This is a genomic window from Caminibacter sp., assembly GCF_053999135.1.
This window is the reverse complement of the sequence record NZ_JBMXVQ010000018.1, coordinates 17,775-32,285: the sequence shown is the minus strand read 5'-3', so window position 1 is coordinate 32,285 and position 14,511 is coordinate 17,775. Positions and strand designations below refer to the sequence as shown.

The window sequence follows — 14,511 nt, the reverse complement described above, 5'->3', positions numbered from 1 at the left end:
TCACACCTTTTCCCAAACGGTGCCGTTTGGAGTATCCTGAATTTGAATTCCCATCTCTTTTAATTCCTCTCTTATTTTATCGGCTAGGGCAAAATTTTTCTTTTTTTTAGCCTGAGTTCTTTTTTCTATAAGGTTATTAATTTTTGCTTTCATTTTTTCATCTATGCCCGATTGAAAATATTCATAAGCGTCGCTTCCGCCAACTCCTAAAAGTTTGTCTATAAACTCTATATTGCTTAAGATTTTTTGTTTTAATACTTTGTCTTTTGGGTTTTTATCAAGCGCTTCGTTAGCCTCTTTTACAAATTCATCAACAACTGCAAGAGCTTTTGAGATATTCAGGTCGTCTTTCATAGCTTCTAAAAGTTTATTTTCAAAGTCGGTATCTTGTTGTTTTTTTGTTTGAGTATAAATTCTTTTTTTAAGACGGTATAGTTTATCAAGTCTTTTTTTACTTGCGATTAAGTCTTCCTCACTGAAATTAAGAGGCGCTCTGTAGTGGGTGCTCATAAGATAAAATCTCAATACTTCGCCAGAATAATGTTTTAGGGCGTCTTTCATAAAAAAACTGTTTCCAAGCGATTTGCTCATTTTTTCACCGTTAATCTGGACAAAACCGTTATGCATCCAGTATTTTGCCAGATGTCCTCCGTATGCGCAGTGACTTTGGGCTTCTTCGTTTTCATGATGAGGAAAAAAAAGGTCGGCCCCGCCTCCGTGGATGTCTATTTCGTATTCTCCGTCATATGCGATATGTTTTTTAATCATAGCGCTGCATTCTATATGCCATCCCGGTCTTCCCGGTCCAAAAGGAGAATCAAAACATACGTCCTCTTTTCCCTTGCATGCTTTCCATAAAGCAAAATCGGCGGGATTTTTTTTACCTTCCGTATCTACTCGGTGTACTACCTCATCTTCCTGGCATTTGTTTGAAAGTTTACAGTATTCATCGTCTTTAGCGGTATCAAAATAGATATCTCCGTTTGGAAGTTTATAGGCGTAACCTTTTTCTAAAAGTCTGTTTATCAAATCAAACATTGCTTCAAGAGACTCTGTGGCTTTTGGTTCGATATCTGCCCTTTTTACATTTAAGGCTTCCATATCCCTAAGGTACGAATCAATATAATATTCTGTAATTTCTTTTAAACTTTTACCGGTTTGTTGCATTTTTTTTATTATTTTATCATCTATATCTGTAAAATTTTTAACAAAAGTTACTTTATATCCTAATGTTTCAAGTGTTCTTCTTAATAAATCAAAACTGATTGAACTTCTAGCATGTCCTAAATGAGCGTCGTCATATACCGTAGGACCGCATACGTAAATTCTTACTTCATCTTTTTTTATCGGTTCAAACTTGACTTTTTCTCTTTTGTGGGAATCGTAAATTACCATACCGTTCCTTTTATAAAATGGATTGTTTCTTTAAAAGCTATTGCTAGAATTATACTACTAAATATAATTAAAATCATACCCAAAATATATTTCTTATCAAAAAATTTTGTAAACTCTTTATATCCAAACTCTTTTAACGTAAGAAAAAAAAGAATCCATCCTCCTATGCTGCTGGCAAGGGCTAATCCGTAGACTTTTAATGGAAATATAAGAATAAGTGAAAACAAAATGTTTACAAATAAAGAAATAGAAGCGAATTTAGCGGCTTTTATATGTCTGTGGGTTGCGTAAAGGTAACTGGAAAAGAGTTTATTCAAACCAAAGGGTATAAGTCCAATCATATACATAATAAGAACGACGGAGGTTATTTCAGTATCTTTTTCCAAAAAAGCCCCTCTTTGAAATAAAAGAGCCACTATTTCTTTGCTGGATATGAGAGCTACCGTAAATGCCAGTATAAGAGCGTAAAAAAGTATCCAGAATATTTTTTTCATAATTTCTAAGGCTTTTTCTTTTTGATTGGAATTTAGATATTTCGTTATTTTCGGGAAAAGTACCGTTGAAGTGGCTATTGCGAAAAGGGCAAAAGGAAGCTGAAAAAGTCTGTTTGCATAGTAAAGATAACTGATGCTTCCTGCTGTAAGGAAACTTGCAAGCCAGGTATCTAAAAAAGCGGAAATATGGGCTGTCGAGTTGCCGAGAATAGAGGGTAAAAAATTCTTTTTAAAATTGCCTAAATCTACTTTTTTTCTGCTTTTTGCTCCTATGTAGAGAAGTTTAAGGATTTTATATCTGTAAGCCGCCACAATATGGGCTAAAAGCTGAGCTATCCCCCCTACAACAACTCCTACGCTTAAATAAAATATAATCTGGTCTTTTGGCAGGTTTTTGGATATTAAAAGAGCCGCTATTAAAGAGATGTTTAAAAGTGCGGTTGAAAAAGCGGTTGTTGCAAAATGGTTTTTGTATTGAAGAAGAGAAGCTAAAAACGTAACTGCGAATATTAAATCAAGATACCAAAAATTTAAAGCCACAAGAGGGGCGGCGAGTTTTTTTGCTTCTTCGCTGAACCCGTATGCCAAAACTGAAGTTATCTCATAAGAAAAAATATTTACTATAACCGTAAGAATTAGGATTATTGAAAACAAGGTTATAAAAACTTTCCAGGCAAATTTCGCTTTATATTTTTCTTTTGCAAAACTTGGCAAAAAGCTTTGGGTAAACGCCCCTTCGGCAAAAATTCTTCTAAAAAGATTTGGAAATTTAAAAGCTACGAAGAATATGTCCGAATATATATTTGCCCCTAAAATGCTTGCACTTAACAAATCTCTTATAAATCCGAGTATTCTTGAATTAAAAATACCCAAAAAATTTATTATAATTGCTTTTATCATAAGCGTAATTTTATCATAAAGGAAACTCATGGGGCTGTTTGACTTTTTAAAAGGTAAAAAAAGTGAAGAATCACGGGAATTTGAAGAAAAAATAGTAGTGACGGAAAATGTAAACGAGGAGCTTTTAAAAACAGCCCAGTATTATAATATCCCTTTATCAAGCCTTGATTTTGATATTTTAAACGTAAAAACCTATATAAAAACGGAAGATGATTTTATTCTTGCCGATGAAGAGACATTGGCGTTAATGCAGGATAAAGATTTTTTAATGGACGAACATAATGAAATAAAACAGGTGTATGAAATTAAAATACGAAAATATGTTCCCGAAGACGGATTTGAAATAGTAGGGGAGTTAAAAGCCAATAAATTATTAACCTTTGCTAAATTTATTCTTTTTCCCGAATCGGATTTAAGAGAATTTACGGAAACTAAGATGTATGAAGAACTTAATAAAAAGAAACTTAAAAGCTCTTTTTTAATACAGATTTTTGATAAAGAGATGAAAGAAGACATAAAAAAACTCGGGAGTATTTTACTGGTTTCGGGACTTATAGAAGAAAATTTCGAAATAAGGTTATGCAGAGGAATTGACCCTGTAGAAAAAGTTGACGGAAAAGTTGTTTATCATTTTAAGAAAAACAAAACCTCTTTAAAAAAAGAGTTTATATATCCTGTTAAAAAAGATGAGGTTGTTATAGAGGTTATAAAGCCAAAAGAGGGTAAAAACGGAAGGGACTGCAGGGGAAAACTTATTAAAATAAAACCTATCAAAAGTTTTGAAATTCCGAATATAGAATTTGACCCTGAAAGTATAAAAAAAGAAGAAAATGAAGACAATATTTTATATATAGCTAAAAAAGGAGGATATATAGTTGTTGAGGATGGAAAATATTATATAAAAGAAGAGCTTGAAGTAAGGCAGATTAATATCAAAACGGGAAATATTCAAGACGGAGATGAAAGCGAAGTTAAACTTGACGTTAAGGAAAAAGACGTATTAAAAGAAGCCATTGCCGATGATATGGTTGTTGAAACAAAAGAACTTATTGTAAGAGGAAATGTCGGAAACAAAGCTAAGGTAAAAGCTGAAAAACTGACTATTGAAGGACAAACGCATAAAAATTCTTTAATAGCGGCCGTTAATGCACATATAAATACCCATAAAGGAAAATTGAAAGCTAAAGAAGCGAATATAAATTTTTTGGAAGGAGGATATGTTAAAGCCAAAAACGTAAAAATAAAATCCGCTCTTGGAGGTGTTATTATAGGAGAAAACGTAGAAATAGAAAATCTCCTCTCTCATGCAAAAATATATGCTCTTAATACGATAAAAATACATAACCTAAAAGGAGAGGAAAATAAACTCGCAATCGCTCCTCAGGTTGTCTTGGAAGATACCAATATCGAAAAAATGGAAAAAGAGATTGAAGAGATAAAAAGGCATATTAACTTTTTAAAAAAAGAAGCGGCTAAAATAAAAGGACTTTTGGATAAAAATAAAAGCGCTTATGAAGAGTTAAAAAATATTTATCTGGCAAATAAGGCTCAAAATAAAAAAACTTCCAACGTGGTTATAGCCAAATTAAAAGAGTATCAGATGTTTGTAAAAAAATTTAAAGAGCTTGAAGAAAAAATTAAAAAACTTGAAAGAGATAAGAATTATCTTATAGAAACCATTGAAAATCTTCAAAACGCCATTTATAATGCCACTATTGTTTCTTTGAGTCCATGGAAACCGTTTAACAGGATAGAATTTGATATAGTTTATCCTCCCGTAAAACTTACCTATGATACAAAAGGGAACGAGGGGGTGTGCGGATTTAAACTACGTGATTTTGGAGATACGTTTAAAATAGTAAAAGTAAAGGTGGAAAATGATAGCGGCTCTTAAAGGAAGGATTTTTGAAAAAGAAAACGGAAAAATTTTACTTGATGTAAAAGACGTTATTTATGAGCTTAACGTCTCTCTTATGACTTTTTCAAATGCTAAAGACGGAATATATCATATAACGGAAATTATAAAAGAAAATGAATATACCCTTTACGGGTTTTTGGATAAAAACGAAAAAAAGCTTTTTGACACGCTTATCAAATTAAACGGGGTAGGGCCTAAAGTGGCTCTTGCAATATGTTCTACTTTTACTCCGCAGGAATTTATAGAGATAATTTCAAACGCCGATGCCGACGCTTTAAAAAAAGTTCCCGGAATAGGGCCTAAATCGGCAAAGAGGATTTTGATGGAGATGGGAGAGTTTGAAATTTCGGTTTCTAATCCTGTACATTCTCAGGCGATTATGGCCCTTGAAAATCTCGGATTTAAAAAAAGCGAAATAATAAAAGCCATAAACGGTGTTGAGGGGTCTTTAGAAGAAGTTATAAAAGAAACACTTAAAAGATTATCAAAAGGAGCAAAATGAAATACGCTTTAATTTTTGGAGGCAGCAGTTTTGAACACGAAATCAGTATAGTAAGCGCTATTACGATTAAAGAGAAACTTGATGTAAGCGCTTTTATTTTTGTGGACAAAAACAGGGAATTTTATCTTATCGATAAAGAAAATATGAAAAGCAGATATTTCGCAAGCGGAGATTATAAAAACTCTCAAAAACTTGAAATAACAAAAGGAGGGTTTAAATATCAAAAAGGTCTTTTGAAGAAAAATTATTATGTTAACTTTGATGTAGTAATAAACCTGATACACGGCAGAGACGGGGAAGACGGAAAAATACCGGGAATACTGGAATTTTTTAATATAAAGGCCATTACCCCAAATATTGAAGCCTGCGCAGTAAGCTATAATAAAGTTTTAACAAAAGCTTATGCCAAGGAAATAGGCGTAAACGTAATAGATTATGAAATAATAACATCTCCTTGTACTAAATTCGATTTTCCTGTAATTGTTAAACCCGCAAGGCTTGGAAGCAGTATAGGGGTTAGTGTAGTTAAGAATCAAGAAGAGTTTGAATACGCTTTTGACGTTGCAAGGGAATTTGACGATTTGATTATAGTCGAACCTTTTATTGAGGGAATAGAAGAGTATAATCTTGCCGGATGTTTTGCAGGTGAATGGATTTTTTCAAAACTTGAAAAAGTTGAAAAAAAGGAGTTTTTAGATTTTGATAAAAAATATATGGATTTTACGAGAAAAGAGATTAATCTTCAGGAAGATAAAAAACTTAAAAAAGAGTTTGAAGAAGTTTTCAAAAAAGTTTACGGCAAAACATTTACAAACGCCCTTATAAGATGCGACTTTTTTTATAAAGATGGTATAATTTATTTAAATGAAATAAATCCGGTACCAGGAAGTATGGCTAGTTATTTATTTGATGATTTTGAAAAAACGGTTGAAAAACTTGCTAAAAACCTTCAAGAAGAAAAATATATACCGATAAATTACGAGTATATAAACAACATTCAGATGGCAAAGGGAAAATAGGTGAAAACGTATAGATTTTTGGTAAGCGGGAAAGTACAGGGGGTTTGGTACAGAAAATATGTTTCACAGGCCGCAGAGGAAAACGGATTTGTCGGGTATGTAAAAAATCTTCCAGACGGAAGGGTAGAAGCGGTTGCGAATATAGAAAATGAAGAGAGGCTAAGTCGTTTTATTGATATTTTAAAAAAAGGATCTCCTTTAAGCAAGGTTGAAAAGATTGAAATTGAAGAAATCCCTTTTAAAAATTTTGAAAATTTTGAAATAAGGTATTAAGTGGCTAATTTTGCAACACATCTTAACGTAGCGGCTTTTGTAAGCGGAAGTGTAGCCGTGCTTTTTCATTACAACGGTCTTTGTTCAAAAGAGGAGGCTTTTTTGTGTTTTTTTGCGGGCAGCATTGGAGGTATTTTACCGGATATAGACCATGACAAATCTACGCCTGTAAGAATTATGGAATTTTTCTTTTCAAATCTTACAGCGTTTTTGGTAATTTCTAAGTATATAGGAAAATTTCCCGTATTAAACCTGGCTTTGATATGGCTTTTGAGTTATTTGGCCACTTCGGTGTTATTTGTTTTTTTTAAAAAAATAACAAAACACAGAGGAATGATTCATTCCGTTCCGGCAGCGTTACTGGCATGGTTTTTGACTTCTATTTTAAGCTATTACTATTTTAATTTTGATATTGAAAAAAGTTATCTTGTAGGATTTTTTGTGTTTTTGGGATATATAACGCATCTTGTGCTGGATGAAATATTTAGTGTGGATTTACTTGGAAACAGAATAAAAAAATCTTTTGGAAGTGCTTTAAAAATATGTTCTAAAAATTCAAAAATAAATCTGTTTTTTTATTCCGCTCTTATTTTAAGTTTTTTGTTTTTACCTCACAAAAAAGAATTTTTCGGAATTATTAAAGGAATAGCAAAATGTTTGATTTAATTGTTCATTTTATTACGGTTTATGTTTTAGGGCTTTATCTTATCACTGTTTTGCAGTGGTACAACTATAAAATAAACAGGGTTATTTTTCATTTTCATAATTATAAATGGCATCTTTTTTATTTTGTCGTTCCTGTTGTGACATATATAGCCGCTTACAGGTTTTTTTGGATTTATCTTTTTTTCGGACTTATTCCCGCCCTTTTTATCTGGTTTAAAAAAACAAAAGGCTTAACGATTACAAAAAGAGTAAAACGTTTTTTTATGATTTTAGGTTTTTTGGAAACTTTAAATCTTGTTTTTATGAATAAAGTCCATTATAATCCCGGAATTGCATCTTTAATAGTTCTTATCCTTAGTATAATTATTTCTGAAACAGTTGAAGAACTTTTATTTTTAAAATACAAAAAAATGGCAAAAGAAAAACTGAAAAAAATAAATCCGACTATTATAGCAGTTACCGCAAGTTATGGTAAAACATCTATAAAGAATTTTATTTATCAGCTTTTAAAGGAAGATTTTAAGGTTTATAAAACTCCAAGAAGCGTTAATACCTTAAAAGGTATTGTATTAGATATAAATACTAAGTTGCCTGAAAATACCGATATTTACGTAACGGAAGCTGGAGCCAGAGAAAGAGGGGATATTAAGGAAATTGTTAGGTTTTTAGAAAATGAGTATTCGGTTTTAGGAAAAATTGGCCCCCAGCATATAGAGTATTTTAAAACATTGGAAAATATAAAAAAAACAAAACTTGAAATATTCGATTCTCCCAACTTAAAAAAAGGCTTTTCTTACGAATTACCCCATCCTAAAGCTGTTGTTTTAAAAGACAAGATAAAAAATATAAAAGCCGACTTGAACAAAACGGAATGGGATTTGGAAATAGATGGTAAAAATTACCGTTTTAAAACCAAAATTTTGGGTTCTTTTAATGCGGTTAACATTTCTTTGGCCGTATATCAGGCATATGAATTTATTAAAGATATTGAAAAACTTCAACAAAAAGTGTCCGCTCTTGAACCGATACCTCACAGACTTCAGAAAATAGAGGTAGGGGGAAAAATTATAATAGACGACAGTTTTAACGGAAATATAGAAGGAATGCTTGAGAGCTTTGAACTGGTAAAATTTCATCCCGGAAGAAAAGTAATAGTAACTCCCGGCCTTGTAGAGGCAACGGAAGAGATGAATAAAAAAATAGCCAGAGCCATTAATAAAACATTTGATTTAGCTATAATAACAGGAAAGGTTAATAAAAAGATATTCTGTTCGTCCTTAACGATAGATAAAGTATATGTTTCCGATAAATCAAAACTTGAAAAAATTCTTGCGGATTTAACAAAGCCTGGAGATATTATTATCTTTAGCAACGATACGCCGGAATATTTATAGGAGTGTGTAATGGAATTTATTAATTATTTAAATGAACATTTGGATATTGCTATTATAAGCGCCATTATACTAGCCGTTATAATTTCGTTTGTTCCGAAAATTGATTTTTATATAGAATCTTTAACAAAAGCTTTTATGCTGATTTCCGTATTTTCACTTATTTTACTCACTCTTATAGTAAGTTACGACGTTATTATGAGAAAACTTTTTTCACAGGGAAGTATAGCTTTGCAGGAGCTTGAATGGCATCTGTTTGATATAGTGTTTTTATTTTCCATAGCATATACTTTAAGTAAAGATAAACATGTTAGGGTTGATATTTTTTATGATAAATTTTCTTTTAAAATTAAAAAAATAATCAATATTGTTACCATACTTTTTTTTGTTATACCTCTTAGCGTATTGATAATAGTAGAAGCGGTTCCTTTTGTTGAAATGAGTTATATGCAAAATGAAAGCAGCGGAGACCCGGGAGGGCTTTGTTGCAGATGGATTATAAAAAGTACTATTATATGGGCTTTTTTAATGGTTTATCTCCAATCTGTCGCAGAACTTAAGAAAATATATTATCAATTAAAACATCATAAAGGCGATTAATGACTGGAATAATTTTATTTATTGCTGCTTTTATTTTATTGATGCTTGGAATTCCTGTGGCTTTTGCTTTTGGCGGCAGCGCTATTTTTGCGGCGCTTATGGACCCTGATTTGGGACTTGAAGTTTTTGGTCTCTTGCCTTATCGGATATACGGAATTATGCAAAATTTCACTCTTATGGCTGTTCCTCTTTTTATTTTTATGGGATTTATTCTTGAAAAAAGTAAAATAGCCGAAAATATGCTTGAATCTATTGGAAAACTTTTTGGCTCTATCAGGGGAGGGCTTGCGATTGCAATTGTAATAGTAGGGGCTATTTTGGCGGCTTCAACTGGAATAGTCGGTGCGAGTGTTGTTATGATGACAATAATTTCATTGCCGGTAATGCTCAAATACGGTTATTCCCCAAGACTTGCAAGCGGGGTAATAGCCGCAAGCGGTACGCTAGGGCAGCTTATACCTCCTAGTATTGTTTTAATTATTTTAGGGGCCGTTATGAATATAAGCGTTGGAGATTTATTTAAAGCGGCTATTGTTCCGGGGTTTATAATTGTCGGGCTTTATATACTTTATATCTTGATTGTGGCTTTTATAAAACCTGAAACTGCCCCTCCTATTGAAACTAAAGAGTCTTATTCGAAAATCTTAAAAGAAGCCGCAAAAAGTTTAATAGCCCCTTTTGTTTTAATAGTTATAGTGCTTGGCAGCATATTTGCAGGATTTGCCACTCCTACCGAGTCCGCGGCCATAGGCGCTCTTGGAGCCATTATTTTAACTGTTTTTTATAAAACGTTTAGTTTTGAGCTTTTGAGATACGCCAGTGTGGAAACGGTTAAAATAACCGCTATGATTTTTATGATTTTAATAGGGGCTACCGCTTTTTCTTTAGTATTTAACGAAAGCGGGGCAGGGGATATCGTTACGGAATTTTTTACTGATTCTATTCAGAATCAATATGTTTTTATAGCTATAACTATGATATTAATTTTTATTTTGGGTTTTTTTATAGATTTTATAGAAATTACTTTTATTGTTATTCCAATTTTATTGCCTATTGTTGAAGAGTTTGGAATAGACCCTTTATGGTTTGCATTACTTATAGCTATAAATCTTCAAACTTCTTTTTTAACTCCTCCTTTTGGTTTTAGTCTTTTTTATTTAAAAGGTGCGGCGGGAGATTTAATTAAGACATCAGACCTTTATAAGGGAATAATACCTTTTATCTTAATTCAGATATTGGTTCTTTTAATTGTTATGTTTTATCCAAAATTAGTATATATTTTGGTAAATTAAATGTATATAGGTACCAGTGGGTTTGTATATAAAGAATGGAAGGAAAAATTTTATCCATCAGAACTTCCTTCTTCTAAATGGTTAGATTATTATGTTAAGTTTTTTAATTCTCTAGAACTTAATTCCACTTTTTACCGCATCCCAAAACCTTCTACAGTCAAATCATGGAAATACAAAACCAAAAAATACAACCTTAAAATAAGCATCAAAGTAAACAAAGAAATAACTCATAAATTACCTTTAAGTGCTAAAAAAGCAAACGAATTTTTAATACTGTTTGACGAATTAGAAGAATATATAGGGGCTTTTTTATTTCAGTTTCCTTCAAGTTTTAATTATGATTATAAAAGTTTAAAAAATTTTATAGAAGGGCTTAATAAAAATCACAAATTGGCTTTTGAGTTTAGACATAAAAACTGGTATAACGGTAAAGTATTTGAACTTTTAAGTAAAAATAAAATTTCTCTTGTATGGCATGATTTTAATCAACCGTTTGTAATGGAAAAGACGGCTGAGTTTGCTTATTTAAGAGCCCATGGGTTTGAAGGAAAATACAAAGGAAGTTATCCAGACGAATTTTTGGAAATGTTTTTAAAAGCGGATTTTTGCTATTTTAATAATACATCCGATGTAAGTGCCGTAAAAGACGCCTTAAGGCTTAAAGATATGGCTGAAAAAATCAAAAGGGAAGAATAAATATTTTTTAGAGAATATACATTATGTTAACCAAAATATAAAAACAAAAAATCAATTAAATAAAACAGCTGAAAATCCGGTTATTTTTTATTCAGCGTTTTAATAAACTCCTCATGAATAACTTTATTACTTGCAACAATGCATTTGTCCTTAAACATATCAAATTCATCACCCCTGTCGTTTGAAACTCTGCCTCCGGCTTCTTGTAAGATAAAACTGCCTGCAGCTACGTCCCATGGTTTTAGATTTATTTCGTAAAATCCTTCATATCTTCCGCATGCTACATAACACAAATCAAGAGCCGCACTTCCAAGCCTTCTTATATCCTGGCATTTTGGAAGAATATTTTTTAGCTTTTCCATAACCCACTCAAGGTCTTTTATATTATCGGCACTTGAATAAGGAAAACCTGTAGCTATAAGGGCTCTTTGAAAATAACTGTTTTTGGAGACTTCTATCTTTTTTGCATTTAAAAACGCACCTTCGTCTTTTACTGCATAAAAAAATTCATTTAAAATAGGATTATAAACAAATCCGTAGGTTAAAATGCCTTTTTTATAAATTGCTACGCTTATTGCACAATGAGGAATTTTGTGAGCAAAATTGGTAGTTCCATCAATAGGGTCTATAATAATGGTATTGTAAGGAGTTTTAAATCCAGATTCACTCTCTTCAGCTATAAAATCAAATCCAAAAGAGGAAAAAGCCTCTTTTAAAAAGGCTTCTACTTTAACATCGAATTGAGTAACTAAATCTTTTTTGCCTTTTAAATCTATTTTCTTTTCAGACTGGAAAAACCCTTCTTTTAGTAAGTCTCCGGCTTCTAAAATTATCTCTTCAAATTTTTTGAACTCATGCATAAAATCTCCAATTTTTTTGCAATTATACATTATATCCAAGTTCTCTTGCTACTCTTTTTATATTTTCCAATCTTTTTTCTATAGGAGGATGAGAACTGAATAGTTCACTTATAAACCCGACTATTCCAAAAGCTTTCATTTCCGGCGGAAGAGCGACTTGTTCTTTTGGAATTTGTCCAAGTTTTGCCAAAGCGTAATAAATACCTTGAGGTCCGTCTATTTTTACAGCACCTTCATCGGCTTTATATTCTCTGTATCTGCTAAACCACATTGCAAGCATTGTTGCAAAAATACTTAAAACCATTTCAAGAGCAAAACTTATAGCCATATATGCAAACGGATTAGGATTGCCCTCTTCGTCTTTTGGTGCAATAATATTTGCAATAAGTCTTGATACGAAAAATACTAAAGAGTTTAAAACCCCCTGAACAAGCGTCATAGTTATCATATCTCCGTTTTTAATATGATTTATTTCATGGGCTATTACACCTTCTATCTCTTTTGCGTCCATCAAATCGAAAAGAGACGTTGAAACGGCTACAAGGGCGTTATTTTTGCTAGGACCGGTTGCAAAAGCGTTTGGAGGTCCGTCAAAAACCCCTACTTCCGGCATCGGTATTCCGGCTTTTTGGGAAAGAGCTGCTACAGTTTTGATAAGCCATCTTTCAGCTTCTGTGGTAGGGGTTTCTATAACCCTGACCCCCATAGAAGTTTTTGCCATCCATTTTGATAATAATAAAGAAATAATACTACCGCTAAAACCTACAATAACAGCTAAAATAGCAAGCCCGGTTACGCTTTGCGGGTCAAGCCTTACTCCAAATACGACCTCTATTATGAATATTGAAAGATATATAGAAGCCATAACGGCGATATTCATTAAAATAAGCATTAAAATAGCCATAATTTCTCCTTTAAGTTTTAGTCTTATTATATCAAGTTTTTTATTAAAAACAAATTAATTTTAATTTTATTTAGCCAGTGCCTTATTTTTTTCTTATCATAAGATAGTATATGGTTACTACCGGTACGGTTACATTCAGTACCGTAACTATAATCATTAAAATACCAAGCTGTGAATAATCCTGAGGAACGATTACTTTTCCGTTTTCTACAACTTCCCTGCTTACTACAAAAATTTCGTTTAAATATTTCGTTAAAAGTCCTCCGGCTGTTAATGCCAGATTCATAAGACTTGCCATAAGCGCAAACCATGTAGCCCTTTTACCTTCGGGAGCATATATAGCTATAAGGGTTAAAAGCGGAATCATGCTAAGTTGTGCAAAAGGAGATTCAAGGGCCGTGTCTATAACGGCTACGGTTTTGGGGTCTATGCCTAACCTTTGAGGAATTCCGTAATAAAGTCCTATAATCGGCAAAAAGAGAATAGTTGTTATTATTGTAAGCCATAAAAGAGTATAATGGGCGGGTTTTTTGGCTATAAAATCGCTAAACAGCCACATTCCAAGAATTGATAAAACCGCTCCTATCTGTGAAAGCGTTCCAAAAAAAGCTTTATTAAAATGAAGCACGTCTATTTCCCACCATTGAAGCCCCGGACCTACGCTTGGCATAGCTCTGTATACGAATATTACCACAGCGGTTTTTATAATAAAAGAGCGGGTTTTAGGGGCTATGTCTTTTAAAATCAGACTTATCATATAAGTTATAACGCCAAGGCTGACAATAAATACTATTTCCTGGGAGTATTTGAATATAAAAGCTAATAATTTATTGTTCCACTGCTGGTATTGTCCGTATCCCATAAATACGACAAATACGGCAAAAATAAGTCCACCGCATAATATTTGGCAATTTATAGGGCTTTTTTTAACATTTTCGAGTTTAATTATGGTAACTCCTATAACTGATATAAGAGGTATAATTAAAGATATTTTAAAAATAGTTTCATAAGATAGAATCTGGGCAAGCCAGCCGGAAAGTCCCGCAACCATAACTCCGGCAAGAGAAATAGCAAGACGTCCTAAAATCTGAACGTAGGCCAGCTCTTCTTGGACTTTTTCCTCCGGCTGGTTTCTGTCAACTACTTCCGTGCTCATAGCGTCGGCTACTACATCTTGAATAACAAATCCTATAACGGTTAAAAGCGCTGAAATAATATATACGTTTTCTTTTGAGGCGAATTTAGCCCATGAATAATTGCCTGCCAGCCCTATTAAAAGAATAGTCCCTACCGCTATTAAAAAAGCTCCTATATAAACATATGCCCTTCTTTGGGAGCCTAAAATCGGTACACTGTCCACAAGCTGACCAAATACCATTTTAATAGTCCAGGGAATACTAAGCCATACTCCAAGAGTTATTAAAGCGGCCGCTGAGAGTTTAAGCTCTTCTTTTACCCAGAAAGTTTCGGCAACACTGCTTATTCCGCTAGCTCCGTAGGCGAAATATATCATTAAAAGAGGTAAATAGCGGAGTTTGAAATGTTTTATTGGATTTAGTAGTGAATTTTTTATTGATTGTTTTATTGTGTTTATTGTCATT

The 14,511-nt window shown here is 32.6% G+C and carries 14 protein-coding genes; 9 read left to right on the top strand and 5 right to left on the bottom strand.

Translation table 11 applies throughout. From position 1 onward, the window contains the following. Together cysS and murJ are read right to left on the bottom strand one after the other, a co-directional pair. Window positions 1–1,395: a cysteine--tRNA ligase gene (cysS, locus tag ACXJH6_RS01070; protein ID WP_456469911.1), complete on the bottom strand. Its 1,395-nt coding sequence runs from the start codon at window positions 1,393–1,395 to the stop codon at window positions 1–3. Then, window positions 1,389–2,819, bottom strand: a complete 1,431-nt coding sequence (gene murJ, locus ACXJH6_RS01065; protein WP_456469910.1) for a murein biosynthesis integral membrane protein MurJ — start codon at window positions 2,817–2,819, stop codon at window positions 1,389–1,391. Before murJ ends, cysS begins: the two co-directional genes overlap by 7 nt. On the opposite strand from murJ, the gene ACXJH6_RS01060 reads away from it, so the two are divergent. The 9 genes from ACXJH6_RS01060 to ACXJH6_RS01020 are packed head-to-tail and all read left to right on the top strand — an operon-like array spanning window position 2,818 to window position 11,146. After that, window positions 2,818–4,683 (top strand): flagellar assembly protein A, encoded by a 1,866-nt coding sequence (locus tag ACXJH6_RS01060; protein ID WP_456469909.1) that lies wholly within the window; start codon window positions 2,818–2,820, stop codon window positions 4,681–4,683. The two genes, murJ and ACXJH6_RS01060, sit on opposite strands and share 2 nt — an antisense overlap. Next, window positions 4,667–5,209, top strand: a complete 543-nt coding sequence (gene ruvA / locus ACXJH6_RS01055) for a Holliday junction branch migration protein RuvA (protein WP_456469908.1) — start codon at window positions 4,667–4,669, stop codon at window positions 5,207–5,209. Before ACXJH6_RS01060 ends, ruvA begins: the two co-directional genes overlap by 17 nt. After that, window positions 5,206–6,228: a D-alanine--D-alanine ligase gene (locus ACXJH6_RS01050; RefSeq protein WP_456469907.1), complete on the top strand. Its 1,023-nt coding sequence runs from the start codon at window positions 5,206–5,208 to the stop codon at window positions 6,226–6,228. Before ruvA ends, ACXJH6_RS01050 begins: the two co-directional genes overlap by 4 nt. Continuing rightward, complete coding sequence (locus tag ACXJH6_RS01045) at window positions 6,229–6,501, top strand: acylphosphatase (protein ID WP_456469906.1); 273 nt, start codon at window positions 6,229–6,231, stop codon at window positions 6,499–6,501. Continuing rightward, window positions 6,502–7,167: a metal-dependent hydrolase gene (locus ACXJH6_RS01040; protein ID WP_456469905.1), complete on the top strand. Its 666-nt coding sequence runs from the start codon at window positions 6,502–6,504 to the stop codon at window positions 7,165–7,167. Continuing rightward, entirely contained in the window at window positions 7,155–8,561 is a 1,407-nt protein-coding gene (locus ACXJH6_RS01035; RefSeq protein ID WP_456469904.1) for a Mur ligase family protein, read from the top strand. The genes ACXJH6_RS01040 and ACXJH6_RS01035 overlap by 13 nt, the downstream gene beginning before the upstream one ends. Window positions 8,562–8,570: 9 nt before the next feature. Continuing rightward, window positions 8,571–9,158 carry a TRAP transporter small permease subunit gene (locus ACXJH6_RS01030; protein WP_456469903.1) on the top strand — a complete coding sequence of 196 codons (588 nt, stop codon included), beginning with the start codon at window positions 8,571–8,573 and terminating at the stop codon, window positions 9,156–9,158. Further along, window positions 9,158–10,450 carry a TRAP transporter large permease gene (locus tag ACXJH6_RS01025; protein ID WP_456469902.1) on the top strand — a complete coding sequence of 431 codons (1,293 nt, stop codon included), beginning with the start codon at window positions 9,158–9,160 and terminating at the stop codon, window positions 10,448–10,450. Before ACXJH6_RS01030 ends, ACXJH6_RS01025 begins: the two co-directional genes overlap by 1 nt. Then, complete coding sequence (locus tag ACXJH6_RS01020; RefSeq protein ID WP_456469901.1) at window positions 10,451–11,146, top strand: DUF72 domain-containing protein; 696 nt, start codon at window positions 10,451–10,453, stop codon at window positions 11,144–11,146. 80 nt (window positions 11,147–11,226) lie between these two features. Here ACXJH6_RS01020 and ACXJH6_RS01015 read toward each other — a convergent pair whose 3' ends face one another. From ACXJH6_RS01015 to ACXJH6_RS01005, 3 genes are all read right to left on the bottom strand, one after another. Then, window positions 11,227–12,006, bottom strand: a complete 780-nt coding sequence (locus ACXJH6_RS01015; RefSeq protein ID WP_456469900.1) for an inositol monophosphatase family protein — start codon at window positions 12,004–12,006, stop codon at window positions 11,227–11,229. 22 nt (window positions 12,007–12,028) lie between these two features. Beyond that, on the bottom strand, window positions 12,029–12,913 hold the full coding sequence (htpX, locus tag ACXJH6_RS01010; RefSeq protein ID WP_456469942.1) for a protease HtpX: 885 nt from the start codon (window positions 12,911–12,913) through the stop codon (window positions 12,029–12,031). 79 nt (window positions 12,914–12,992) lie between these two features. After that, a complete protein-coding gene (locus ACXJH6_RS01005) occupies window positions 12,993–14,510 on the bottom strand; it encodes an MFS transporter (protein ID WP_456469899.1) in 1,518 nt (505 codons plus the stop codon). Window position 14,511: the final 1 nt, after the last annotated feature.

Bases quoted from the DNA above. Each gene is read 5' to 3' on its own strand.
- cysS (WP_456469911.1), bottom strand. From the start codon at position 1,395: ATGGTAATTTACGATTCCCACAAAAGAGAAAAAGTCAAGTTTGAACCG.
- ACXJH6_RS01060 (WP_456469909.1), top strand. From the start codon at position 2,818: ATGGGGCTGTTTGACTTTTTAAAAGGTAAAAAAAGTGAAGAATCACGG.
- murJ (WP_456469910.1), bottom strand. From the start codon at position 2,819: ATGAGTTTCCTTTATGATAAAATTACGCTTATGATAAAAGCAATTATA.
- ruvA (WP_456469908.1), top strand. From the start codon at position 4,667: ATGATAGCGGCTCTTAAAGGAAGGATTTTTGAAAAAGAAAACGGAAAA.
- ACXJH6_RS01050 (WP_456469907.1), top strand. From the start codon at position 5,206: ATGAAATACGCTTTAATTTTTGGAGGCAGCAGTTTTGAACACGAAATC.
- ACXJH6_RS01035 (WP_456469904.1), top strand. From the start codon at position 7,155: ATGTTTGATTTAATTGTTCATTTTATTACGGTTTATGTTTTAGGGCTT.
- ACXJH6_RS01030 (WP_456469903.1), top strand. From the start codon at position 8,571: ATGGAATTTATTAATTATTTAAATGAACATTTGGATATTGCTATTATA.
- ACXJH6_RS01025 (WP_456469902.1), top strand. From the start codon at position 9,158: ATGACTGGAATAATTTTATTTATTGCTGCTTTTATTTTATTGATGCTT.
- ACXJH6_RS01020 (WP_456469901.1), top strand. From the start codon at position 10,451: ATGTATATAGGTACCAGTGGGTTTGTATATAAAGAATGGAAGGAAAAA.
- ACXJH6_RS01015 (WP_456469900.1), bottom strand. From the start codon at position 12,006: ATGCATGAGTTCAAAAAATTTGAAGAGATAATTTTAGAAGCCGGAGAC.
- ACXJH6_RS01005 (WP_456469899.1), bottom strand. From the start codon at position 14,510: ATGACAATAAACACAATAAAACAATCAATAAAAAATTCACTACTAAAT.